Consider the following 23,987-nt stretch of genomic DNA (forward strand, 5'->3'; position numbering starts at 1 on the left):
AAATCATAGTCGTCTTCCTGACGATAAACACACCCTTCGCAACACCGGTTCCACGCCGGGGCACGGCCGGTCAGTCGCGGCTCCCGGCGCCACGGTGCCCCAGCCGCCGCGTGTCACGGGCCCGGCCCCGGCTCACGGCAGGTCCAGGCCGGGAAGCGGTACCGGGCGACGGCCGCTCCGCAGCCTTCCGCTTGCGCCGTGCGGCCGGGGCACGCGGGGGCCGTGGCTCGGTCCGTCGCTCCGCTCGACGCTCTTCGTGTTCCTGAGGGGCGCCCTCGCCGTCGCGCAGCGTGCGCTCCCCTCGGAGGCAGCTGCGCAGCGTTTCCGGATCCAGGCCCTGGTTGCACGCCTGGTGCAGCAGTTGGGCGAACGTGTAGTCGGGGTCGGCTCGCAGCGCGAGCCCGAGTGCCACTCTGGCTCCCGCCTCGTCACCCGTGGACCAGGAGACCCAGCCGGCCAGCGTGAGCGGCGCCGCGGCGTGTTCCACGTAGGCGCCGACGCACCGGCGGGCGAGGGAGCGCCACAGCCGCAGCGCGGTCCCGGCCTCCGGGCCCTCCATCCACTCGGCGGCCCGGTCCCTGGTCTCGCGGTCCTGGAGGCCCAGGATCACAGCCGCAGCCTCGTCGGGCGTGATCAGACCGTCGTCGCCGCTGTCCGTCCCTGCGGATCCGGAGGCCGATGCGGCCCCCAGGCGCTCCATAAGGGCATGTGCGAGCGCCAGAGTCTCTCCCGCCACCTCAGCGCGTCCGCCGACGTCGAGGATGCGGGACACCAGGACGGCACCCGCCGAGTCCAGAGCCCGCTCCTGCTCCTGTGCGGCGGCCCGTTCCCACGGCATGAGCCGCGCCTCCATGTCCCGCAGCGACCCCTGCACCTGGACACCGGCGTACGCGGCGGCGGCCGCCATCACCGTGGTGCCCGGGAGTGCCAGCGGACTGCCCTCGGGCGGACAGCAGCGGTCGTCCGGGCAGCAGTAGGACCAGTAGCGGCCGTCGGAGATGCAGAGCGCTTCGAGCACCGGGACGTCGAGCGCCCCGCAGGCCGTGCGCAGGCGCTGTGCGAGCGGCCTCAGCCGCTCCATCGTCTGCGGAGCGCTCTCCCCCTCGGCCGGGTCCTGGCAGAGGAACACCAGGATCGCGTCAGGCCTGGATTCACGCCTCTCGCTTCCCGCGATCAGGGATCGCGCCAACTGGTCGGCGACGGGCGCCCACTCCTGCGGCTCGGGCGGGATGCCCAGCCTGAGCCGGCCGCCGAAGCGGCCCCGGCCACCGTGCAGCGCCACCATGACCACGCTGTCGTTCGGATGGAAGCCCATCAGGTACGGAAGGGCGTCGGCAAGTTCGGCGGGACCGCGCAGGGTGACCTGCTGGACCCCGGACGGTCCGGCGTTTTCGTCGTGCTTGTTCATGGCACGACCGTCCCGCGCTCCGCCGATTTCCGCGACCCCCTGTGGATAACTTGTCCACAGGTACGGCCCGTTGCTCGCCGTGTGCCGAAGGCGTCGGGTTACATGGGGGTATGAGCCTCTTTCAGCCGTTCGGCGCGCTCGTCCGGGCGTCCTGCCCGGCCCGGGTGCCGTACCCCTCGCGCCCGCTCAGCCCGCCGTTGCCAGCACCAGCGGGAGCACCTGGTCGCTGCCTGCCTGACGGAGCAGGCGGGCGGCCACGGCGAGGGTCCAGCCGGAGTCGGTGCAGTCGTCCACGAGCAGGACAGGCCCGGGAGAGCCGGCCAGGGCGTCGGCCAGCTCCTCGGAGACGGTGAAGGCATCGGAGAGCGCCTTGAGGCGCTGCGCGGAGTTGCTGCGGCGCGCCGCGTGCGTGCCGTTGGGCCCGGTGTGCGTCAGGGCTCCCAGGAAAGGGAGACGGCCGGTGGCCGCGATCCCCCGGGCAAGGGAATCGACCAGCTGCGGGCGGGTCAGGGACGGCACGGCGACGACTCCCACCGGCCGTGCGCCGGCGTCCGCCGCCTTCGACGCCCAGCCGCCCGGGGAGCGCGCCCAGTCGGCGAGGACCGACACGGCGGCCTGGAGGACGTCGTCGGGGACGGGCCCGTCGGGCGCGTTCTCCGCCAGCAGCGGGCGCAGCCGGTTCCCCCAGCCGATGTCGGAGAGCCGCCCGAGCGCACGCCCCGTGGAGCACTGGTCCTTGGCCGGGATGCGGCCCTTGAGCTCGATGCCCAGCGCGGGCATCCCCGTCGGCCACATACGGCGCGGCTCGACCTCGATCCCCGGGCGGTCCAGCTCCTTCGCGGCCCCCGTCAGTCCCTCCGCTGAGACGGAGGAGTCGGCCCAGGCTCCCGCGCAGTTGTCGCAGCGACCGCACGGGGCTGCCCCCTCGTCGTCCAGCTGCTGCCGCAGGAACTCCATCCGGCACCCGGACGTGCTCGCGTAGTCGCGCATGGCCTGCTGCTCCGCCGCACGCTGCTTGGCGACCCACGCGTACCGCTCGCCCTCGTAGACCCACTCGGCTCCCGTGGCCGTCCAGCCGCCCTTCACCCTCTTGACCGCGCCGTCGACGTCCAGCACCTTCAGCATCGACTCCAGCCGGCCGCGCCGAAGGTCCACCGCCGCCTCCAGGGCCGGCACCGACAGCGGCCGGCCCGCACCGGCGAGCGCCGAGAGGGTCTGGCGGACCTGTGCTTCGGGCGGGAACGCCGTATCGGCGAAGTAACGCCAGATGGCCTCGTCCTCCTTGCCCGGCAGCAGCAGCACATCGGCGTGTTCGACCCCGCGTCCCGCACGCCCCACCTGCTGGTAGTAGGCGATGGGTGAGGACGGCGAGCCCAGGTGCACCACGAAGCCCAGGTCCGGCTTGTCGTAGCCCATGCCCAGCGCGGAGGTGGCGACCAGCGCCTTCACGCGGTTCTCCTGGAGATCGACCTCGGCCTGCAGCCGGTCGGCGTTCTCCGTCTTGCCCGTGTACGAGGCCACCCGGAAACCGTGCCGGCGCAGGAAGGCCGTGGCCTCCTCGGCCGCCGCGACCGTCAGGGTGTAGATGATCCCCGAGCCCTGCAGGTCGCCCAGATGCTCGGCGAGCCAGGCCAGCCGGTGCGCGGCATCCGGCAGCCGGACCACACCGAGCCGCAGGCTCTCCCTCTCCAACGGCCCGCGCAGCACCAGCGCCTCGCCCGCACCGGTGCCCAGCTGCTCCGCCACGTCCGCCGTCACGCGCGCGTTGGCCGTCGCCGTCGTGGCCAGCACGGGCACGCCGGCGGGCAGCTCGGCCAGCATCGCCCGGAGCCGGCGGTAGTCGGGGCGGAAGTCGTGTCCCCAGTCGGAGATGCAGTGCGCCTCGTCGACCACCAGCAGTCCGGTCGTGGCCGCGAGCCTCGGGAGCACCTGGTCACGGAAATCGACCGAATTGAGACGCTCCGGGCTCACGAGGAGGACGTCGGTCTCACCGCGCTCCACCTCTCCGTAGATCGTTTCCCACTCCTCGGGGTTGGCCGAGTTGATGGTGCGCGCCTGGATCCCGGCCCTCGCCGCCGCCTCCACCTGGTTACGCATCAGCGCCAGCAGAGGCGAGATGATCACCGTGGGGCCTGAGCCGCGCCGGCGCAGCAGGGCGGTGGCCACGAAGTACACAGCCGACTTCCCCCACCCCGTCCGCTGGACCACCAGCGCACGGCGACGCTCCTCGACCAGGGCCGCCACCGCCTGCCACTGGTCCTCCCGCAGCCGTGCCGCGCCCACCGGGGCGCCGACCAGCTCGGCGAGGACGGTATCGGCTTCGGTACGGAGCTCCAGGTTGTCCATGCCCCCATGCAACCCGATGGCACCGACAATCGGCGAATCCGCCGAGCGCGGTGCATGTTTCCGCTGGTCCTCGCGGTCCAGGGTCCCCGAATGGCTTCGTTGGCCACCGAACGGGCAGGGATATCCGTGTCATTCCGTCAGATACCCGTCAGCTGCGCCAATTGCTCGTTGCCGCCTGCCGATACGCCAGGAAGAATTGGAGTCGCTCCCCGCACGGTCTCTTCGCGGGCCCGGAAGGGCTGTGCCGCGGCGCGCCCTCACCCGACCCTGCCCGCACCGTGGGCGCGTAGCGAAGGGAGGACCGTGACCTTCGGATTCGCTCCGTCCGCCGCCACTTCACGGTCGGCGTCCGCGGACTCCGTCAACCACGTCGCCAGAATGCTCGAACCGGCCGAGTGGGCCGCGGCGGGCATACCCCTGCTGCGCAGTCCACGCGAGGTCGTCAGCGGCCTCCACGCACGACACCGGCCGACTCCGGCCACCGCTGTCGTCGCCGTACTCGACCATGAGGAACGGCTCACGGCCAGCGCCTCGTTCGCCCGGCGGCCCGCCGTGGCCACGGACGGCTGGGAGTTCCGCAACGCCCTGCTGGCACATCTGCGCAGGGTGATCCCTCATGATCTCCGCCGCCGTACCCCGGTCCGTACCGCGGTCCTGCTCTACTGCCGCGAGGGCGACGAGCGCTGGACGGAGGAGGACGGAGCATGGATGTGGGGCCTGCGGGACGCCTGCACACTGCACGGTCTGCGCTGCGGGGCCTACATCACCCTGACGCGCGGAGGCTGGCAGGTACTCGGCGAGGGCAGGGGCGGCCGGAGACCGACGCTGCTGTCAAGACCGTCCGCGCTGGCGGACACCTCCGCCGAACACGACCCCGTTCCGCTGAGCTCGGGTGGCGGGGCGGCCGAGGCACTGCGGCGCGGCGCCGCCCGCTGAGACGGGACGTGGGCCCCGGACGCCCTCACGGACGGCCGGGACCCACGACGTACGACTCGGTGCGGCTCAGACTCCCGCGCCGAGAGCCGAGTTGATCCTCTGCGGGTCTCCGCACACGATCAGCAGCGCGCCGGCGCGCTCACGCACGTCGGACAGCGCGCGAGCAGCGGTGGCGTCGAGGTCGCCGTTGACCGCGACGACCACCACGGAGCGGGTCGCGCAGCGGCCGATGTCCGCCGTGCGGGCGAAGAAGACGTCGTCACCCGCATCGTGCTGCGCCCAGTACGCGGTCTCTCCGAAGGAGAGCTCGTGAGCGGCCCAGGCGTGCTGTTCGCCGGTGGTGAGCACCAGGATGTCGCCGGGTGCACGCCCGGAGTCGAGCAGCAGGTCCACCGCCTCGTCGGCGGCGTCGACGGCGCCGCCGTCCGGAGCCGGAATCAGCTGGAACTGTGCCGCCAGGCGCTCCTGCGACGGCTTCGGTCCCGCGGGAGCCGGAGCGGCGGCCGAGGGAGACGCGGACGTGGGGTGCGGGCGCGGCGCCGGGGGCGCGGGCCTCGCGGGGCCGCGGCCGGGGCTTCCGGGACGCGGGGTGGCCGCGGAACGCGGACCGGGTACGGGTCGAGGGGTCGGCGCGGTGCGGCCGGCGGCCGGAGTGACGCGGGGACCCTGGGCGCTCTCGGGAATCTGAGGCTCCTCGGGGATGAGAGGCATGAATGGTTGTCTTTCACAGCCGACGCGAACACGTCGGCGGCTGGGTGCGCCTGTGCGATCAGAAATCGAAGCCGAGCTGGCCCCCGCTTTCCAGTGCCGCCGCCTCGGCGGAGAATCGGACCTTCTTCAGGTGCTGCCACTTGGGCAGCGCGTCGAGGTAGGCCCAGCTGAGACGGTGGTGCGGCGTAGGCCCCCGCTCCTCCAGCGCGGCCCGGTGCACCGGTGACGGGTACCCGGCGTTCGCGCCGAAGGCGAAGTCTGCGTACTGCCCCGTGTCCGCGCCCAGTTCGGCCATCATCGTGTCCCGGCGGACCTTGGCGATCACCGAGGCCGCGGCCACGGCGATGCAGGACTGGTCGCCCTTGATCACGGTACGGACGTTCCAGGGCGTTCCGAGGTAGTCGTGCTTGCCGTCGAGGATCACGGCGTCCGGTCGCACCGGCAGCGCGTCGAGCGCCCTGACGGCAGCGAGACGGAGTGCCGCGGTCATGCCGAGGTCGTCGATCTCCAGGGGTGACGCGTGGCCCAGCCCGTAGGCCGTGACCCACTTTTCGAGCATCGGGGCGAGTTCCGCCCGGCGCTTGGGGCTGATCAGCTTGGAGTCGGTGAGGCCCTCAGGGGGTCTGCGAAGTCCGGTGACGGCCGCGCACACGGTGACGGGACCGGCCCACGCTCCGCGTCCGACCTCGTCGACACCTGCGACGGTCCTGGCACCGGACGTGGCGCGCAAGGAGCGCTCGACGGTGTGCGTGGGTGGTTCGTACGGCATGGCGCCTGCCAGGTTACGCCGATGGACACGGCAAGAACACCCCGGGGCACGTCGAGGGCACCCGACATGCCCCGGGGCGGCGGGGCGGCGCCGTTCAGTACGCGTCGCCGGAGCGTTCCTCCCCCTGCCCGTCCCGCCGGTCGGACTCCGTCCCGAGGCCGTAGCAGTCGGTCGTGTCGCTGTCGGCGGGACGCTCCTCCAGGATGTCCCTGGCCCGGACTTCGCCCCAACTGGTCGCGTACCACGGGGTGTCCAGGCGGGAGAGGTCGCGCTGGAAGTTCTCCAGGACACAGGACCTCAGCGGTTCCGGCAGCTTGTCCAGGGCCGGTACGGCGTCCGCCGAGAGCCTCTTGAGGTAGTCGAGGTCGATCGTGCGGTCGCTGCGGTAGCGCTCGACGTTCTGCTGGGCGATCAGCCCGTCCGGCGAGATCAGCCCGAAGGCCAGCACACCGACGGCCGCACTCGCGGCGATGGCCCGCGGCAGCAGCCTGGCGCCGAGGACGCCCGCGACCAGGACGAGTATCAGCACCACCCCGAGCCAGAGCTCCACCGCGGCCACGGAGATCCGCAGCCGGGTCAGCCCGAAGGCGTCCACGTAGAGATCCATGCGGCGCAGCGCCGAGGCCACGACGACCAGCGTGAGGACGCACAGGGCGCCGAGAACGCCCCGCACCAGGGTCCGGTCGCGCGGCCCGCCCCGCGGGGCCCAGCGCAGGGCGAGGGCGACGACGAGCAGGATGAGCACGGTGGCACACAGGAGCTGCCAGAAGCCCTGCCGGGCGTACTCGGCGTGCGTCAGCCCCGTCTCCTTCAGCACCTTGTCGTACCCACCGAGGAGAACGACGAGCTGGAGCGCGACGAAGGCGGCGAAGAGCAGATTGAGCACGATCAGCGGAAGAGCCCACTCCGCTCTGTTCCTGGCTCTGCCCGGACGGACCGCGATGTGGTCCCAGCGCACCGGCGCCGCGGCGCTGTACGCGGCCGCGAGCGCTCCCGCGAGGCCCACGGCGAAGAGGAACAGGCGCCACGGGCTGTCACCGACCGACGCATCAGGGGTGAGGCTGCCCAGCAGGTCGGCGAAGGCCGCGTCCGCCGAGGCGAAGAGGGCACCGAACACGACGAGCAGGACGACGGCCACCGCCGCACTGCGCACCACGGTGCGTATCCGGCCGCGGGAGTCGTCCGTACGGTCGCGCACCCCGCGCCACCCCCAGCGCACCCCGACCGCGATCGAGGGGAACAGCCCGAGCGATCCGAAGAACACACCCGGCCAGCTGCGGCTTCCGTGCAGGGCCAGCGAGCCGAGGGCGATGGCCGACACCACGGCGAGGAAGACCGGCCACCCCGCGTCACGGAGCGCGGGGATCACCAGGAGCCCCAGACCGCCGACCGCCCAGACGGCGGTCCAGGGCCGCAGCACGCGTCCGGCCGAGCGTGCGGCGAAGAAGGCGCCCAAGGCGGCGGGCACGGCCACGATCAGCAGGTTGGGGCCCAGGCCGTCGGCGAGCAGCAGGGCACCGAGCAGGGCCGTGGCGAAGACCGCTCCCAGTGTCGCCGGCCCGATCGCGGGCGGGGGCGGCGGCCGTAGTTGCGTCAGCAGACCGATCGGCTCATGCCGTCCGGGGCGCTTCCATACGTCGGCCCCGGGCGGCATCCCGGGTGCGGTCTCGGGTGATGGCTCAGGTGATGTCTTCGGCGGGCCGGCCGCGGCGGGCGCGGCAGACGCACCGGACCCGGCAGACGCGTCGGACCCGGCGGAACCACCGGACTCGGCAGACGCATCGGACCCGGCAGGCGCATCGGACGAACGATCGGACATGGGACCCCTCCCCGACCGGGGTCCGCTCGCACGGCACATCGCGGCACGAAGGCCCCGGCTTCTCTAGGCGCACGCCCACCAAGATCGATGAGGGCGGCGTGGCCGAAAGGGTAAGGGGGGCCCGGCTTACTCGGCCTGCCTCGTCCGACGCTGTGGCAGGACCGTGACAGTGGACCTGCCACGCCCGCGCCTGTGCGGTCGGTCAGCGGCGCGCCGGGGCGGAAGGGACCCAGTCGGGCAGCTCTTCCGTCCGGGCCGACCAGTCGGCCGGAGGGGCACCGGCCCGCGTCGCGGCGACGATTCCACCGACGATGGCGCAGGTGGTGTCGACATCGCCGCCCGCCTGTGCCGTCGCCCAGAAGGCCTGTTCGAAGTCGCCGAGGCTGCGCGCCGCCGACCAGAGGGCGAACGGCACCGTGTCGTGCGCGCTCGTCCGGCGGCCGTTGCCGAGCACCGCGGCGACCGTCCCCGCGTCCCCGTAGTCGAGCATGTCGCGCGCCCTGCGCAGCCCGGCGCCGACGGCGCTGCGCGGCACGAGAGCGACGACGCCGTCGATCAGCTCCTCCGGCTTCGGCGGGCCGCCCGGCGCCGCGGCGAGGGCCGCCGCCGCCGCGACGGCCATGGCCCCCACGACGGCCTCACGGTGCTGATGGGTGGTGTACGAGGAGATCTCGGCCTGGTGGGTCGCCTGCTCCGGATCGTGTGCGTACCAGGCGCCCAGCGGCGCGATACGCATCGCCGAACCGTTCCCCCAGGAGCCCTGGCCCTGGAAGAGCCCGGATGCCAGCTCCCGCCAGTCGCCGCCCTCCCGCACGAGCCTCAGCAGCCGGTTGACCGCGGGCCCGTAGCCCCGGTCGAAGTCATGGTGCAGGGCGAAGGAGTGGGCGAGGGCGTCCTGGTCGATACGGTCGTGCGCGGCCAGCACGGCGAGCACGGAGCAGGCCATCTCGGTGTCGTCGGTCCACTGCCAGTCGCCGGGCGGCAGCTCACGGCTCTTGAGCAGGGGGTACTGGGCCGGGACGAAGAACTGGGAGCCGAGGGCGTCTCCCACGGACAGTCCACGCAGGCTGCCCAGAGCGCGTTCGAAACGGTCGGAAGCGGAGTCAGCGGTCATCGCCCCTCCACTCTATCCGGTGATGCCGTACGGCTCAGGGGTACGCCACTGCTCGAAGGGCCGGTCGAGCGTGTAGCGGCCGTCCTCACCGAGCAGAAGCGTCCTGGATTCGCCGTTACCAGGATTGGACAGCGACTCGAACTCCGCCACCGACCAGTGGAACCAGCGCATGCAGAAGAGCCTCATGGTCAGCCCGTGGGTGACCAGCAGGACGTTCGGCGGGTGGTCGGGGTCCTCGAAGCTGCGGTGCAGGCTCTCCAGGAAGGCGTCGACCCGGTCGTACACATCGGCCCCGGACTCACCCTGCGCGAAGCGGTAGAAGAAGTGCCCGTACGCGTCCCGGTAGGCCTTCTGCAGCCTCACGTCGCCGCGGTCCTGCCAGTTGCCCCAGTCCTGCTCGCGCAGCCGGGGCTCCTCCCTGACGCGTACGTGCTCCGCTTCGAGAGCGAAGGCCCTCAGGGTCTCGTGGGTGCGCCGGTAGGGCGAGACATAGACGCTGACGTGCTCGTCGCCGAACATCCCGCGGAGCCGGGAACCCGTCGACCGCGCCTGACGCAGGCCCTTCGCGGTGAGCCTGAGCGCGTGGTCGGGCTCGCGTTCGTAGACCGTGTCGTCGGCATTGCCCTCGGATTCACCGTGCCGGACGAGAACGATGCGTTGCGGTCGTGCCATGTACAGACCCTAGATGCCGTCGGGCGCGTTCGAGCAATTGTGCGGGCCCCATCGGGCGTATGTGTGACCAAGGAGACGGCCGCAGCGGTGCGGGTCAGACCGTCCACGAGGGTTCGAGACGCACCACGTCACCCGTGAGCGACTCGACGTCCCTCTCGGTCTCCGCCCGGGCCGAGAGCCGGGCGACACCCTCGGGCCGGTACTTGCCCCGTTCGGCGCTCGACTGCCACATGGACAGCACCAGGAACTCATGCCCCGGAGCCTCTCCGCAGACCCCACGCAGCATCCCGGGCGACCCCGCCATGGCCGGGTTCCACACCCGTTGCTGCATGAGCGAGAAGTGCTCGACACGGTCCTCGTGCACCTGGCTGTGCGCGACCCTGACCACGTCGGCGTCGGTGAAATCCGGCACAAAGCCGGTCTTCACGTCGAAGCGGTACTCGAAGAGCTTGACCTGCATGTCCTTGTACATGCCTGACTGGGCCGCGGCCATCCGGTCATGGCCTCGGGCCATGAAGGAGTCGTAGAAGACCCGGTTCTCCCAGAACGCGAACACATGGGCGACCTCGGGCTGCCCCCGGCTCCACCCACCGCTCTGACTCCGGAATCCGGGCTCCCCGAGCAGCGCCGCCCACTTCCGCTGCCCCCGCTCGAAACCGTGGCGGTCCACCACGGTGCAGCGAATCCACTTGACCAGCACCGCGCCATCCTACGGCGCCGGGCGCGGCGCGGGTCACGCGCAGGACCGCCCGGGGACCGGCCGTCGCCGGCCACGTACAACTCCGGCCAGCCCACTGGCCCGAATGCGATGTATGTCCTCAACGCGGTTGGATCCACGGACAGTTGCGGAGATGATCTGAGGAGGGCAAACGGTCCGTCGGTCCCGAAGCGAGGAGGCATGTCCGGTGAGCACCCCCAAGAAGGACATCGAGAAGGTCGAAGTGAGGGTCAAGTGGGATCCCAGTGACGTCGGTGAGCCCGACAACGACCTGGACATCATCGCCGCCACCTACTCGACGGAAGAGCCTTACGGCAGTCCCGTCTATCTCGTGCACTTCGACAGCAGGTCACCGGACGGGACGATCACGCTGGACCGGGACAGCCGGACGGGGCAGGGCTTCGGCTTCGACGAGGTCATGACGCTCGAACTGGACCGGTTGTCGGACGCGTACGCCAGGGTCGTGGTCGGCGTGGCCATCCAGCAGCGCGACGGCCACAAGACCTTCGGTCAGGTCGAACAGACGGGTGTGCAGATCCGCGAGGGCTATACGAATCTGGCGGAGGACGACTTCTCCTCGGTGGCCGGCAACACCGCCGCGGTCGTCGCCGAATTCATCCGGGACTCCTCGGGGTCCTGGGGCTTCAACGAGGTGGTCCGCGGCTTCGACGGTGATCCCGATTCGTTCGCCGCCGCGATGGGGAGCCGCTGAGAAAGGCGTTGAGTGAGGGGCGCCGGCCCTGGAAACCGCCCTGGGCCGGCGCCCCTCACTCGGACCTCACTCAGAGATCACACCCGATGAACGGTGTACTGGCGGAGAGCACTTATTCCTGACGTGCGCTATTCCTCGGTATCCGACTCTCGATCGGGGAACGCACGCAGCCTCAGCTGTGGCGCCCGGTGGTCGGCGAGCCACCGCATCCGGTTGTCATCCGCAGTGAACCCGGCGCGTGCCGTCTCGGTCCACTCTTCTCGGTCGAGGACTTCGAGGTACGTGTCTCGGAGCGCTTCCTGCTGAGTCGCAGTGCACCCCGCAGCCTCGGGAGGCTCCGTGGTCAGGTGTTGAGTGAGCACCGCGATCGTGAAGTAGCGCTCGTTCGTCGGGCTGAGCGAACCCACATGGCGAGCATGAGCTTCTAGAACCGCTCTCGAATGGGGGTAGTGAGCGAGGGTAAGCCCCATTCCCCCGCAGTCGCTCATCAGATGGAGCAGTCGACCGATGTGGTCGACCATCTCGCTGTCGGTACCAAGGTCTGCAAGCGCCTCATGGAGTCTGGCGACTGTGGCGACCTTGCCGGCGAAGTATCCGTTGAGGAAGTCGCCGTCGCAGGCCCTGCGAAGCAGCCATGGTCGGGCAGCCGGGTCGTCGAGTCTGCAGAGAGCTTCGACGACATAGACGCGTCCCCAGCCGGTGACTCGCTCGGCAAGCCAGAGCAGGGCCTCCACTCCTCCTGGCCGACTCTCGAAAGCATGCGCCGCCAGTGGCCCGAAGCGGTTGGAGAGCAGTCCGATCGTTTGAATCAACGGGATGTCATCGGCTGTTCCCACGGCAGCGAGCAGGGCCAGTCCCACGGTGACCGAGCATCGGTCGGTGCCTTGTCGCACCAGCCAGCGGCCCGTTTGGCGAACGCGCTCTCTGTCCGCCTTCTCGGCTGCAGCGGCGATGTGCTCGTTGGGGTGGATTGGGATGTAGACGTCGTGGAAGGCATCGGCCAACGCATCCGGAAGGGCAGAGGCCCGCGCGAAATGTGCATCGAGGATGAACGCCGCGTTCTTGCCGACCGAGTGCCGGTCCTGAGGTGTTCGCGGGCCTTTCCGGTGACGGTGCGCCCCGTCGTCGGGGTACGGCTCCCCGTCGCGATGAAGCGGCTCCCCCGGAGTCAGCTGATGCAGCCGGAGGGCATGGTCGAACAGTGTTGTCGGTGATCCGGGCAGTCCTACCCCGGTCGTCTCGCTCATCGGCGGACGGGGGACTCGATTCTCTTGATCATGCCCCGGAGAATGCCATGACAGCGATCGCAGCGACAAGCCCTCGACGCGGCGGCACGCTGCATCAAACACAACAGCCAGGCGTCACATGCGCCGAAGGCGGTGGAGCCTCAAGACCGACTCCACCGCCCTGACCAGGCAACCTATGCCTCAGCGGTGCCCAGAATCCTGGCGGCGGGGCACCTATTCTCGACGTCCACTATTCCCCTGGCTGAGGATGTCGAGGTCGTCATCCCCCTCCCCGCGCAGCCAGGTAGACGGCCCAGTCCCGTTTCACATGACCAACCCACTCGACGGCTGTGTTGATGTGGATGCCTAACATCTCGCTCAGGATCGGTGCAGGCAGGTCTGAGGCCAATGCCATCAGCGCAGTGTTGCGAGAGGCGCGGACGTCGATCCCGTGTCGCAGCAGTCGCCCTGAGAGCTTGGGGCCCTCAATGGGACGGCCAGCGAGAGCTCCTGGGAAGATCCAGCTAACGGCTCTGGGAGTTAGGCGCCCCACGAGGGACCGCGATGTCGCCTTTTCCATCTGCTCGTTGAGCAGTCTGGCCAGTGCGGGCGGCAGCAGCAGCGGGTGGCTGCCCATCTGAATATAGGCGTTGCCCTCGCGGACCTGGATGTCCTGATGCACCAGTTGAGCGATGCGAGTTACGGGCATGCCGTAGAGCAGCGTCAGGGCCCCCGCTGACCGAACGTCCAGCGGCAGGCCAGAGTCATGAACGCATCGGTGGAGCAAGGCCAGATGCTCGTCCTCGTCCAGGAAATTGGAGGGCTCCCCATCGGGCCGCCAGGGGACGTGAAGGTCGGAGATGAGACGGCACCGCCGAGCCCATCGCAGGAAGTCACGCAGGTTGCACTGTGTGCTCGCGCCGGCAGCAAGCCACTGGTCCAAATGTGGCTGCCGAACATCCGCCAAGGAGAGCCCCTGCCCTTCGATCCACTCCAGAAATGCGTGAGCCACGGAGACTTGCGTGCGGGCGTACTTGATGGTGGAAGTCGTGTTACCTCTGGCGCTAGCCTGGTGTCGAACTCGCCGTAGTACAACCCATTGCGCATAGGGCTGAAGGATACTCCGGCGCTGGGTTGCGACGGTGGTCAAGTAGTTCTGCAGCCAGCGTTCCATTCCTGCCACGTGTTCGTCCCGCTCCGGGAGAACAGCGACATGGACGAGCAACTGCCTTAAGTGAACTGCCGCCTGACGGCCCGGGAACGTGTCGAGCAGTTCGTGTGTTACCGAGTATCCCGAGATGAGAAGGTCCCGCAGCATGGCTGCTCCGCTATTCCCCCTCCGCATCCAGAGCAAGACCGAGCGCGGTTTTTCTACTGCGGCGAGAGCACTGATGAGAGGCTGGAGCGGCGTACCTTCAGTGGGGCCAAATTGCTCATTCAGCTGATCCCGGAGAACACATCGCGCACACTCTCCATTCCTATAAATATCGCCTGCGTTGCCGCATGTGGAACAGGGATAGGTCAGATCAACGCCTACACAGGGGCCACAGACTTGGCGCTGCTGTTCGTCGATGCCGATCAGCGGACGTCGTTCGCCGCACATGACACACTCAGCTGGGTTCACGCAGATGTGGCGGTAGCAACCGTCACAGACAGGACCCATGGGCCACCATGCTGTTGTCGGCCTCTGGCGAGCGCACCGTGCGCACGTCCGCTGCGGCCGGTCTCGACAGCTCCGACAGACCGGGGTATCAGTCGTGACACGGAGGCAAGGACGTTCGCGCCCGCAGGAAGAGCACGTCATGGTCGGGCCTGGATCGCAGTTGCCACAAAGGTCCGGATGTCCATCTCGCGCACGGGTCTTGATGCGACGTATACGGCCGCAGGAACCACACAAGCGCTGAGGATGAACGTAGCAACTGGAGCACACAGGGCCAGACGTAGTGTTTGCTTTAACGGGCCGCGTATCACCACACCGGACGCATTTCCGTTTAGGCCGGGAATAGCAGCCCTCACAAAAGGGCTTCCCATCCGGGCCGCGGTTCACCACTCGGCGCGCGCGCCCGCAGACCGTGCACGCCTCATGCCGTGCGGGGTCGCTGCCGTAGCAGTTCCGGCAGATGGCACCGCCGGCGTCTCGGGCGTTGACTGGTGCGGTCTTCCCGCAGCGACTGCACGGAAGTGCGGTCGCGCGGGCTTTGCACATCTGACAGATGCGTGCTCCTTCGCCGTTGGTGAGGCGAAGCACTCGGCGCTTTTCACAGCTGGCGCATGGCGGGACGACCACTTCTGTGCACCCTGCGGACTCCAGTTCCGTTAGCAGCCGGAACATGGCCATAGGTAGCTTCGCGCTGCCACTGGTCAAGGCGTCAGAGTGCTCGACAACGTGTTCCTGTAGCCAGTACAGAGCCTTTTCTGGCGCGACTCGGTCTACGACTGCACGCAGCTCAGACAATGACAGTGAAGGTAGTTGCGGGGCAAGGAGGGCAACAACCTCGCCCAGGCGCTCATGGCGTTTCACGAGAAGTCCGGGCGCCGAATCGAGGCCCGTCGTGGTTGAGGAGGTGCGCTGGTGCCGCTCGACGGCCCGGTGCCGGTCTTGCGTACCGATTGCTCAACGGTGGTCACTTCGATCAGCTCCTGAACACCGCAGCCAAGAATGTCGCACAAGGCTGCGAGCGTGTCCATGGACAAGCGTTGCGGCGGCTGAGTGACCAGGCGGTACACCTGCTCGCGAGACAGATGCACACCGCGCTCCGCGAGCAACGGCACCAGGTCGCTGGTCTGGAACATGCCTTGCTTTGCCATGATCTGACGTAGGTGCCAGCGATAGCCCATCTTTTTGATCATTGCTGCGACTCCCAGAGTGATGCGTGCCGCCGCTGCAACGATTGTTGCACTAAGCGATTGCGGAACTCGTCGGAGACTCCTGTGTAAATCGCGGTGGTGGAAGCATAGGAATGCCCAACCTGGTCTTGCACAAATTTCTCGGGGTAGCCGAACTCGACCAAGTGCGTTACATACGAGTGCCGGAGGGAGTGCAGGTCGAGCGCTTCGGGAAGTCCAGCATCATTCCGAGCCTGTTCGAAGGCTTCGTTGATACCTCGCCAGGAAAGTCGGCCCCGGCGTTCAGTCACCCAAAGCGCAGGGTGACTTCCCGGCGAAAGGAGTGGACGCGCCTCCGACACCCACTGCTGAAGCACGGGAACAATCCAGTCCATTTCGGGGACGGTGAGTACAGTCCGGCGCTTGGGCTGTCCGCCGCGTGATGACTTGCCGAAGCGGACGAACAACGCCCCGTAGGCGCCGTAGTCAGCGGCTCTCGGATTTCTCCGCAGGTCAACAACGTCCAGCCCCCAGGCTTCCCTTCGACGGAGACCGAAGGCGTATACGGTCTTGAGCAGTGTGGCGTCCCGCATGGCAGCTGCCGCCCCCTTCCGGCGGCGAGCTCGGATCTCCTCGACTCTTGCGTCCGCAGCGTCCAGCAGCGATTGCACTTCGTCGTACGTCAACGGCCGCCGGCCTGGGTTCCCCTCGTATTCTGAAGCGTGCGCAACCGTGTTCCATTCGTGCAGGATTTGGGTGGGGGATGCGTCGAACCGCTCTTGGCATACCGCTGGCCAGGAGTACCGCGCATCCGTGACGTACTCCATGAACAGCCGGAGTCCGTTCTGGTATCCCCGGGCCGTCGACACCATCACCGGCCGCGGACCAGACCGGAGATGACTGATGAACTCCTCCGCCTCCTGGGCCTGCCACTGCCAGGGGTACTGCCCGGTGAAATGTGCGAATCGTCGTACGAGATCGATCCTCGCCTTGATCGTGTCCGCCTTCAGGAAGCGGGCCCTCTGCTGCGTCGCCCACCCATCCAGCATCGCCGCGAACATCGCTGGGGCGGGGTCAAGGTGCACCACACCGTCGACGAGTAGCAGACGTGCCGATCCAGCCAATTCAGCCGCTTTAGTCACGTTGCATTCAACGCAACATCGTTGAATCGGTTACGGCGACACGCCTGACCAGCAGAAACAGGGCCGGCCGCCCCGGGTGTAGGCCCGGGGCGGCCAGGTATCACTTCTTCTTGGTCTTGCCGGTCTTCGTCTGCGACAGCGCGCTGGCCGCCACGGACTTCTGCGCCGGGGTTGCCTTCGGGCTGTTCAGCAGCTTGCTGGCCTTCGAGGCGACCTTCTTGCTGGTCTGACGCTTGTTCGCCATGTTCATCACTCCCTTCCTGGTTGCTTTTGCATCGCAGACCAGGACGTGATGTCATGCAGGCTCCTACACCGCGCAGGACACAACGTTCCTGACTGCAACGATCGCCCGGCCTCCCACAAGGCTGGGCGTTCGTCATTCCAGGGAGCTTGCACCCCCGGAACGATCTTCTCGCGCCTTTGGCGCGACGCGCGTTCCCGGAACGCAGTCGTGGTGTACCGACCGCAGAAGGGAGGGGCGCCAGCCCAGGGCCGACGCCCCTCCCTCACAGAGATCACGCTTCGGGTTCAGCTACGCCGTATGTTGCATCCGACGCAATTCCGCCCAGTTTCAGCTGCACCCGCTGGTCGAGCCGCAGCCCTCGCAGATGTAGCAGGATCCGGCCCGCTGCATCTTCGTACCGCACGAGAAGCACAGCGGCGCGTCCGCGCTGATGCCGAGCTGCATCTCGACCAGCTCGGCCGAGGTGTGCGCGGCCTTCGGGGCCGGCTTCTCCGCAGGGCTCTCCTCGGGCGACGCGACCGCCTTCAGCGGCTGGGTCTGCGCGGGAGCGGACTGCACCAGGCTCTCCGCACCGAGCTCCTCGTCCCCGAACGCCGGCTCGTACGAACCGGTGTCGAGGTGGCGCTGACGCTCCTCGGCCGAGTGGATGCCGAGCGCGGAGCGCGTCTCGAACGGCAGGAAGTCGAGCGCCAGGCGGCGGAAGATGTAGTCGACGATCGACTGAGCCATCCGCACGTCGGGGTCGTCCGTCATACCGGCCGGCTCGAAGCGCATGTTGGTGAACTTGGAGACGTAGGTCTCCAGCGGCACGCCGTACTGCAGACCGACGGAGACCGCGATCGAGAAGGCGTCCATCATGCCCGCGAGGGTGGAACCCTGCTTGGACATCTTCAGGAAGACCTCACCGAGACCGTCGTCCGGGTAGGAGTTGGCGGTCATGTAGCCCTCGGCGCCGCCCACCGTGAACGAGGTGGTGATGCCGGGACGGCCCTTGGGCAGACGCTTGCGGACCGGGCGGTACTCGACGACCTTCTCGACCGCGGCGCGGATGGTGTCCTCGGTCTTCTCGGTCACCTCGGCCTTCTTCTCCTCCCACTTCTTGGTGGAGAGGGGCTGGCCGACCTTGCAGTTGTCGCGGTAGATCGCGAGCGCCTTGACGCCCATCTTCCAGGCCTCGAAGTAGACCTCCTCGACGTCCTCGACGGTGGCCGTCTCCGGCAGGTTCACCGTCTTGGACAGCGCGCCGGAGATCCACGGCTGGATGGCCGCCATCATCCGGACGTGGCCCATGGCCGAGATGGAACGCTCGCCCATGGCGCAGTCGAAGACCTCGTAGTGCTCGGTCTTGAGGCCGGGGGCGTCGACCACATTGCCGTTGTCGGCGATGTGGGCGACGATCGCCTCGATCTGCTCCGGCTGGTAGCCGAGACGGCGCAGGGCCTGCGGAACCGTGCCGTTGACGATCTGCATCGAGCCGCCGCCGACGAGCTTCTTGAACTTGACCAGCGCGAGGTCGGGCTCGAGGCCGGTGGTGTCGCAGGACATCGCGAGACCGATGGTGCCGGTCGGGGCGATGACCGACGCCTGGGCGTTACGGAAACCGTTCTTCGCGCCGAGGCGGATCACGTCCTGCCAGGCCTCCGTGGCGGCGGCCCAGACCGGCGAGTCCAGGTCGTCGACGTGGACGGCCGCGGCGTTGGCGTCCGAGTGCTGCTTCATGACGCGCTGGTGCGGGGCCGCGTTGCGGGCGTAGCCGTCGTACGGGCCGACGACCGCGGCGAGCTCGGCGGAGCGCCGGTAGGACGTGCCGGTCATCAGCGAGGTGATGGCTCCGGCGAGCGCACGGCCGCCGTCGCTGTCGTACGCGTGCCCGGTGGCCATCAGCAGGGCGCCCAGGTTGGCGTAGCCGATGCCCAGCTGACGGTAGGCGCGGGTGTTCTCGCCGATCTTCTGGGTCGGGAAGTCCGCGAAGCAGATCGAGATGTCCATCGCGGTGATGACCAGCTCGACGACCTTGGCGAACCGCTCGGCCTGGAAGGACTGGTGGCCCTCGCCGTCGTCCTTGAGGAACTTCATCAGGTTCAGCGAGGCCAGGTTGCACGAGGTGTTGTCCAGGTGCATGTACTCGCTGCAGGGGTTCGAGCCGTTGATGCGGCCGGACTCCGGGCAGGTGTGCCACTTGTTGATGGTGTCGTCGTACTGGATGCCGGGGTCCGCGCAGGCCCACGCGGCCTCCGCCATCTTGCGGAAGAGGGACTTGGCCTCGACCTCTTCGATGACGTCACCGGTCATCCGGGCGCGCAGCCCGAACTTCCCGCCGGCCTCGACGGCCTTCATGAACTCGTCGTTCACACGGACCGAGTTGTTGGCGTTCTGGTACTGGACGGACGTGATGTCGTCGCCGCCCAGGTCCATGTCGAAGCCCGCGTCGCGCAGGGCGCGGATCTTCTCCTCCTCCTTCACCTTGGTCTCGATGAAGTTCTCGATGTCGGGGTGGTCGACGTCGAGGATGACCATCTTGGCCGCGCGGCGGGTGGCGCCACCGGACTTGATCGTTCCGGCGGAGGCGTCGGCGCCCCGCATGAAGGAGACGGGTCCCGAGGCGTTGCCGCCGGAGGAGAGCAGTTCCTTGGAGGAGCGGATACGGGACAGGTTCAGGCCTGCGCCCGAGCCGCCCTTGAAGATCATGCCCTCTTCCTTGTACCAGTCGAGGATCGACTCCATGGAGTCGTCGACGGCCAGGATGAAGCAGGCCGAGACCTGCTGCGGCTGGGGCGTTCCGACGTTGAACCACACCGGGGAGTTGAAGCTGAAGATCTGGTGCAGGAGGGCGTACGCCAGCTCGTGCTCGAAGATCTCGGCGTCACCGGGGGAAGCGAAGTAGCTGTTGTCCTCGCCGGCCTTCCGGTACGTCTTCACGATCCGGTCGATCAGCTGCCGCAGACCGGTCTCGCGCTGCGGCGTGCCGACAGCCCCCCGGAAGTACTTGCTGGTGACGATGTTGACCGCGTTCACCGACCAGAAGTCGGGGAACTCGACGCCACGCTGCTCGAAATTGACCGAGCCGTCGCGCCAGTTGGTCATGACGACGTCACGGCGCTCCCACGCGACCTCGTCGTACGGATGCACGCCAGGCGTCGTGTGGATGCGCTCGATGCGCAGGCCCTGCTTGGTCGCAGTCGACTTGGCTCCCTTGGTGCGGGAACCTCGTGCCGGGCCGCTCGCCGTCTCTGTCATGCCGCCTCCCATATGTGGGCAAAAACGCCCTGAAGTGCCCAGTTCTTCCCAGGGCACAGTGTGTGTCTGATGCTCCTGACGCCGCGCACGGCGTCTCGGAACAGGTCTGGTGCCGCCTGCCGCCGGCTCCGCCGTCCTGCCGGCCGGCTCCGTGATCAATCAGCGGCGACTGCGGCGGGCTCGGGGACCTCGAGGGTCTCGCCGCTCCCGCATGGTTCTGCACCGGGCCGCTCCTCGCGGAGCTCCGCGATGGCGGTCTCGAAGTCTTCGAGTGAGTCGAACGCGCGGTACACCGACGCGAAACGCAGGTACGCCACGAGGTCGAGCTCCTGCAAGGGGCCGAGTATGGCCAGACCCACGTCGTGCGTCGTCAGCTCGGCGCTCCCCGTGGCCCGCACGGCCTCCTCGACCCGCTGGCCGAGCTTCGCCAGGGCGTCCTCGGTGACCGGACGGCCCTGGCAGGCCTTACGGACCCCTGAGATGACCTTGGTGCGACTGAAGGGCTCGGTCACGCCACTGCGCTTGACCACCATCAGCGAGCAGGTCTCCACCGTCGTGAAGCGACGGGAGCAGTCGGGGCACTGGCGGCGCCGTCGGATCGACGTCCCGTCGTCCGTCGTGCGACTGTCCACGACCCGACTGTCGGGGTGCCTGCAGAAGGGGCAGTGCATGTCTCCGAACCCTCCTTCACAGCACGACTGAATAGCCCTCCGTGCCCTGTTCGGGCCCCCTGAGGACAGTCACCAGCATAGGCGATGAACTCGGCTCCGAGGGACCGGGGACCACTACTTGTGGGCGGCGACAGCAATGCAACCACTACATCTAGGGTTTTGCTCCACCCCTACCCCCCGCGCGTGTCGCGCGTTTCCCGGAGCCGCGGGCAGCCTACGGCCCGGCAAGAGGCTACGGGAGGCGCGACACCAGGGCCCCGCCGGGTCCGCTCGCGGGGGCGAACCCGTGCGGCGCCCGGGAGCAGGGCGGCGGACCGCCCGGAACCTCCACCCCGCACGCCGGAAGGGACCGGCGGAACGCTAGCGTGACCCGGGGAACGGGGCTCGATTCCGGTCCGTCGCACAAGGCTCATACACCTCTCGGCAAGCACGCGGTAGGCCTTTATTTGTTTTTCACTCGAACGTGTGTTTGGCGCAACCTTTCGAAAGCTACTACCGTTGCCTAACTAGGGAGACCATTCGAGAGGGGCCGACGTGACCACCACCGCAGACAGTGCCACCATCACTGCCCAGGACCACCGCTCCCAGAGCCGACTTGAGCCGGTGCATGCCATGAATGACTCAGTCATGAACGCGGAGGGGCCCGAGCCCACCCGAGCCGGGCGCTCCTTGCCCGGCCGCCCTCCAGGAATCCGGGCGGACAGCTCCGGGCTCACGGACCGGCAGCGGCGTGTGATCGAGGTGATCCGGGATTCGGTGCAGCGCCGGGGCTACCCCCCGTCGATGCGCGAGATCGGTCAGGCCGTGGGGCTGTCCAGCACCTCTTCCGTCGCCCACCAGCTGATGGCTCTGGAGCGTAAGGGCTTCCTGCGCCGCGACCCTCACAGGCCGCGGGCCTACGAGGTGCGGGGCTCGGACCAGCCCAGCACCCAGCCGACCGACACCACGGGGAAGCCCGCCGCTTCGTACGTCCCGCTGGTCGGCCGGATCGCCGCCGGCGGGCCGATCCTCGCCGAGGAGTCCGTCGAGGACGTCTTCCCGCTCCCCCGCCAGCTCGTCGGTGACGGCGAGCTCTTCGTGCTGAAGGTCGTCGGTGACTCGATGATCGAGGCAGCGATCATGGACGGGGACTGGGTCACGGTGCGCCGCCAGCCGGTCGCGGAGAACGGCGACATCGTGGCAGCCATGCTGGACGGCGAGGCCACGGTCAAGCGGTTCAAGCGCGAGGACGGCCATGTGTGGCTCCTCCCGCACAACTCCGCCTACCAGCCGATTCCCGGTGACGAGGCGACGATCCTGGGCAAGGTCGTGGCGGTGCTGCGGCGGGTGTGACCTCCGCCGGTTCGGACTGGGCCCCGGGATCCCTGCGCCGATCCCGGGGCCCTGACGCGTCCGCGTGGCCCTCCACTCACCGTGCGGTCGGTCCTGGCAGCCGCCCTCGGCTCACTGCGCGGTCCTGGCCGCCGCGTCGATGGCCGCGAGCGAGCGCCGCGCCTGGTTGCGGTCCGTGGTGTACCAGAAGTCGGGCAGCGAAGCGCGCAGATAGCTGCCGTACCGGGCGTTGGCCAGCCGGGGGTCGAGCACCGCGACCACACCCTTGTCGCCCATGGCCCGGACCAGTCGGCCCGCGCCCTGCGCCATCAGCAGCGCGGCGTGGGTCGCCGCCACCGCCATGAAGCCGTTGCCGCCGGCGTCCTCGACCGCCTTCTGCCGGGCGCTCATCAGCGGGTCGTCGGGCCGGGGGAACGGAATCCGGTCCATGATCACGAGCTGACAGCTCGGCCCCGGGACGTCGACGCCCTGCCAGAGGGACAGCGTCCCGAACAGACAGGTCTCCGGGTCCGCCGCGAAATTCTTGATGAGCTCCCCGAGCGTCTCCTCGCCCTGGAGCAGGACCGGCTTGTCCTGTCGTCCACGCAGCTCCTCGGCTGCCGCCTGGGCCGCCCGCATGGACGAGAACAGGCCGAGCGTGCGACCGCCCGCGGCCTCCACCAGCTCCGCCAGCTCGTCGAGCATGTCGGTGCGGGACCCTTCCCTGCCGGGCGTGGCCAGGTGCCGGGCGACGTAGAGGATGCCCTGCTTCGGGTAGTCGAAGGGCGAGCCGACGTCGAGGCCCTTCCACTGCGGGATGTCGTCGCCCGCCGTGCCCTCGGGCGCGAGTCCCAGCGATGCCCCCACGCCGTTGAAGTCGCCGCCGAGCTTGAGCGTGGCGGAGGTCAGCACCACCGAGCGGTCGGCGAAGAGCCTCTCGCGCAGCAGCCCGGACACGGACAGCGGCGCGATCCGGACGGACGCCCCGAAGCGGTCGTGCCGCTCGTACCAGACGACGTCGTACTCGGAGCCCTGGGTGATGCGCTCCGCGACGTTGTGGATGGACTCCACCGACGCCATGGCCTGCTTGCGCACCGCGTCCTCGTCCTGGACGGACTTGTCCCGGGTGCCGCCGAGGGCCGAGATCACCGTACGCGCGGCGTCGCGCAGGGCCATCAGCGCGTAGCCGAGGTCCTCCGGCACCTCTTCGAGGCGACCCGGGAGCGCCAGCTCCATGACCCTCTCGAATCCCTCCGAGGCGGTCAGCAGGGCGTCGGCCGCCTTCTCGTTGACCAGCTTGGCCGCACGACGCACCGCACGGTTCACCTGGCCGGGGGTGAGCTCCCCGGTGGCCACCCCGGTGACCCGGGAGACCAGCTCATGGGCCTCGTCGACGATGAGCACCTCGTGCTTGGGGAGCACCGGGGCGCCCTCGATCGCGTCGATCGCGAGGAGGGCGTGGTTGGTGACGACGACATCGGCGAGCTTGGCCCTCTCCCGGGCCGCCTCGGCGAAGCACTCGGCGCCGTACGCGCACTTGGTGGCGCCGAGGCACTCGCGCGAGGAGACGGAGATCTGGGACCAGGCACGGTCCGAGACTCCCGGCGTCAGGTCGTCCCGGTCGCCGGTCTCCGTCTCGTCCGACCAGTCCCTCAGCCGCAGCAGGTCCTGGCCCAGCTTGCTGGACGGAGCCGCCGCCTCGAACTGGTCGAAGAGCCCCTCCTCCTCGTCCTGCGGCGCCCCCTCGTGGAGCCGGTGCAGGCAGAGGTAGTTCGACCGGCCCTTGAGCATCGCGAACTGCGGCCGTCGGCGCAGCAGCGGGTGCAGCGCGTCGACCGTGCGCGGAAGGTCCCGCTCCACCAGCTGGCGCTGGAGGGCCAGCGTCGCGGTGGCCACCACGACCCGCTCGCCGTGGGCCAGCGCCGGCACCAGGTAGCCGAGGGACTTGCCCGTGCCGGTGCCGGCCTGGACGAGCAGATGGGCGTTGTCGTCCACAGCCTCGGCGACGGCCTCGGCCATGGAGACCTGGCCGGGGCGTTCCGTGCCGCCGACGGCGGTGACGGCGGCATGGAGGAGCTCGGGGAGAGATGGCTTCGTCATAGCGCGTCCACCCTACGGCGCCCCA

Annotated in this window: 19 protein-coding genes; 3 read left to right on the top strand and 16 right to left on the bottom strand. The window is 69.0% G+C overall.

Annotated elements, in window-relative coordinates; genetic code table 11:
* Positions 1-70: 70 nt before the first annotated feature.
* Positions 71-1,408 (bottom strand): DUF4192 domain-containing protein, encoded by a 1,338-nt coding sequence (locus OG623_RS07795; RefSeq protein WP_406145471.1) that lies wholly within the window; start codon positions 1,406-1,408, stop codon positions 71-73.
* Positions 1,409-1,594: 186 nt separating this feature from the next.
* Positions 1,595-3,754: a RecQ family ATP-dependent DNA helicase gene (locus OG623_RS07800; protein WP_406145472.1), complete on the bottom strand. Its 2,160-nt coding sequence runs from the start codon at positions 3,752-3,754 to the stop codon at positions 1,595-1,597.
* Between the two features lie 303 nt (positions 3,755-4,057).
* On the opposite strand from OG623_RS07800, the gene OG623_RS07805 reads away from it, so the two are divergent.
* Positions 4,058-4,690, top strand: coding sequence for a hypothetical protein (locus OG623_RS07805; protein ID WP_406145473.1), 633 nt, complete (start codon positions 4,058-4,060; stop codon positions 4,688-4,690).
* A 66-nt stretch (positions 4,691-4,756) separates the two neighbouring features.
* Here OG623_RS07805 and OG623_RS07810 read toward each other — a convergent pair whose 3' ends face one another.
* From OG623_RS07810 to OG623_RS07835, 6 genes are all read right to left on the bottom strand, one after another.
* A complete protein-coding gene (locus OG623_RS07810) occupies positions 4,757-5,401 on the bottom strand; it encodes a hypothetical protein (protein ID WP_406145474.1) in 645 nt (214 codons plus the stop codon).
* 58 nt (positions 5,402-5,459) lie between these two features.
* Positions 5,460-6,170 (bottom strand): ribonuclease HII, encoded by a 711-nt coding sequence (locus tag OG623_RS07815; RefSeq protein ID WP_403998238.1) that lies wholly within the window; start codon positions 6,168-6,170, stop codon positions 5,460-5,462.
* Between the two features lie 94 nt (positions 6,171-6,264).
* The gene (locus OG623_RS07820) at positions 6,265-7,989 is read right to left on the bottom strand and encodes a DUF4153 domain-containing protein (protein ID WP_406145475.1); all 1,725 of its coding nucleotides are present in this window, start codon (positions 7,987-7,989) and stop codon (positions 6,265-6,267) included.
* Positions 7,990-8,191: 202 nt separating this feature from the next.
* A complete protein-coding gene (locus tag OG623_RS07825; protein ID WP_406145476.1) occupies positions 8,192-9,103 on the bottom strand; it encodes an ADP-ribosylglycohydrolase family protein in 912 nt (303 codons plus the stop codon).
* A gap of 12 nt (positions 9,104-9,115) precedes the next feature.
* Positions 9,116-9,775, bottom strand: coding sequence for a histidine phosphatase family protein (locus OG623_RS07830; protein ID WP_406145477.1), 660 nt, complete (start codon positions 9,773-9,775; stop codon positions 9,116-9,118).
* Positions 9,776-9,869: 94 nt separating this feature from the next.
* A complete protein-coding gene (locus tag OG623_RS07835; protein ID WP_406145478.1) occupies positions 9,870-10,475 on the bottom strand; it encodes a YdbC family protein in 606 nt (201 codons plus the stop codon).
* 205 nt (positions 10,476-10,680) lie between these two features.
* Here OG623_RS07835 and OG623_RS07840 point away from each other — a divergent pair, with 205 nt between their 5' ends.
* On the top strand, positions 10,681-11,205 hold the full coding sequence (locus tag OG623_RS07840) for a TerD family protein (RefSeq protein ID WP_406145479.1): 525 nt from the start codon (positions 10,681-10,683) through the stop codon (positions 11,203-11,205).
* A gap of 128 nt (positions 11,206-11,333) precedes the next feature.
* On the opposite strand, the gene OG623_RS07845 is transcribed toward OG623_RS07840, so the two are convergent.
* The 7 genes from OG623_RS07845 to nrdR all read right to left on the bottom strand — a co-directional run bounded on the left by OG623_RS07845 (position 11,334) and on the right by nrdR (position 20,551).
* Positions 11,334-12,452: a hypothetical protein gene (locus tag OG623_RS07845; RefSeq protein ID WP_406145480.1), complete on the bottom strand. Its 1,119-nt coding sequence runs from the start codon at positions 12,450-12,452 to the stop codon at positions 11,334-11,336.
* Between the two features lie 259 nt (positions 12,453-12,711).
* Positions 12,712-13,749, bottom strand: a complete 1,038-nt coding sequence (locus OG623_RS07850; RefSeq protein ID WP_406145481.1) for a hypothetical protein — start codon at positions 13,747-13,749, stop codon at positions 12,712-12,714.
* Positions 13,750-14,948: 1,199 nt separating this feature from the next.
* Positions 14,949-15,281, bottom strand: coding sequence for a helix-turn-helix transcriptional regulator (locus tag OG623_RS07855; RefSeq protein WP_267942484.1), 333 nt, complete (start codon positions 15,279-15,281; stop codon positions 14,949-14,951).
* On the bottom strand, positions 15,278-16,399 hold the full coding sequence (locus tag OG623_RS07860) for a tyrosine-type recombinase/integrase (protein ID WP_406145482.1): 1,122 nt from the start codon (positions 16,397-16,399) through the stop codon (positions 15,278-15,280). The genes OG623_RS07855 and OG623_RS07860 overlap by 4 nt, the downstream gene beginning before the upstream one ends.
* Positions 16,400-16,499: 100 nt before the next feature.
* Positions 16,500-16,643 (bottom strand): hypothetical protein, encoded by a 144-nt coding sequence (locus OG623_RS07865; protein ID WP_267942482.1) that lies wholly within the window; start codon positions 16,641-16,643, stop codon positions 16,500-16,502.
* A gap of 327 nt (positions 16,644-16,970) precedes the next feature.
* A complete protein-coding gene (locus tag OG623_RS07870; RefSeq protein ID WP_406145483.1) occupies positions 16,971-19,880 on the bottom strand; it encodes a vitamin B12-dependent ribonucleotide reductase in 2,910 nt (969 codons plus the stop codon).
* A gap of 155 nt (positions 19,881-20,035) precedes the next feature.
* Positions 20,036-20,551: a transcriptional regulator NrdR gene (nrdR, locus tag OG623_RS07875; protein WP_406145484.1), complete on the bottom strand. Its 516-nt coding sequence runs from the start codon at positions 20,549-20,551 to the stop codon at positions 20,036-20,038.
* Between the two features lie 534 nt (positions 20,552-21,085).
* Between nrdR and lexA the strand changes: the two genes are divergently transcribed.
* Positions 21,086-21,883: a transcriptional repressor LexA gene (gene lexA / locus OG623_RS07880; protein WP_406145485.1), complete on the top strand. Its 798-nt coding sequence runs from the start codon at positions 21,086-21,088 to the stop codon at positions 21,881-21,883.
* Between the two features lie 111 nt (positions 21,884-21,994).
* Here lexA and OG623_RS07885 read toward each other — a convergent pair whose 3' ends face one another.
* Entirely contained in the window at positions 21,995-23,962 is a 1,968-nt protein-coding gene (locus OG623_RS07885; RefSeq protein ID WP_406145486.1) for an ATP-dependent DNA helicase, read from the bottom strand.
* Positions 23,963-23,987 lie beyond the last annotated feature (25 nt).

The organism is Streptomyces sp. NBC_01012 (assembly GCF_045162755.1).
Classification (GTDB): domain Bacteria; phylum Actinomycetota; class Actinomycetes; order Streptomycetales; family Streptomycetaceae; genus Streptomyces.

Excerpts from the sequence above, each read along its gene's own strand:
- OG623_RS07795 (WP_406145471.1), bottom strand. The coding sequence starts at position 1,408 with ATGAACAAGCACGACGAAAACGCCGGACCGTCCGGGGTCCAGCAGGTC.
- OG623_RS07800 (WP_406145472.1), bottom strand. The coding sequence starts at position 3,754 with ATGGACAACCTGGAGCTCCGTACCGAAGCCGATACCGTCCTCGCCGAG.
- OG623_RS07810 (WP_406145474.1), bottom strand. The coding sequence starts at position 5,401 with ATGCCTCTCATCCCCGAGGAGCCTCAGATTCCCGAGAGCGCCCAGGGT.
- OG623_RS07815 (WP_403998238.1), bottom strand. The coding sequence starts at position 6,170 with ATGCCGTACGAACCACCCACGCACACCGTCGAGCGCTCCTTGCGCGCC.
- OG623_RS07820 (WP_406145475.1), bottom strand. The coding sequence starts at position 7,989 with ATGTCCGATCGTTCGTCCGATGCGCCTGCCGGGTCCGATGCGTCTGCC.
- OG623_RS07825 (WP_406145476.1), bottom strand. The coding sequence starts at position 9,103 with ATGACCGCTGACTCCGCTTCCGACCGTTTCGAACGCGCTCTGGGCAGC.
- OG623_RS07830 (WP_406145477.1), bottom strand. The coding sequence starts at position 9,775 with ATGGCACGACCGCAACGCATCGTTCTCGTCCGGCACGGTGAATCCGAG.
- OG623_RS07845 (WP_406145480.1), bottom strand. The coding sequence starts at position 12,452 with ATGAGCGAGACGACCGGGGTAGGACTGCCCGGATCACCGACAACACTG.
- OG623_RS07850 (WP_406145481.1), bottom strand. The coding sequence starts at position 13,749 with ATGCTGCGGGACCTTCTCATCTCGGGATACTCGGTAACACACGAACTG.
- OG623_RS07855 (WP_267942484.1), bottom strand. The coding sequence starts at position 15,281 with ATGATCAAAAAGATGGGCTATCGCTGGCACCTACGTCAGATCATGGCA.
- OG623_RS07865 (WP_267942482.1), bottom strand. The coding sequence starts at position 16,643 with ATGGCGAACAAGCGTCAGACCAGCAAGAAGGTCGCCTCGAAGGCCAGC.
- OG623_RS07870 (WP_406145483.1), bottom strand. The coding sequence starts at position 19,880 with ATGACAGAGACGGCGAGCGGCCCGGCACGAGGTTCCCGCACCAAGGGA.
- nrdR (WP_406145484.1), bottom strand. The coding sequence starts at position 20,551 with ATGCACTGCCCCTTCTGCAGGCACCCCGACAGTCGGGTCGTGGACAGT.
- OG623_RS07885 (WP_406145486.1), bottom strand. The coding sequence starts at position 23,962 with ATGACGAAGCCATCTCTCCCCGAGCTCCTCCATGCCGCCGTCACCGCC.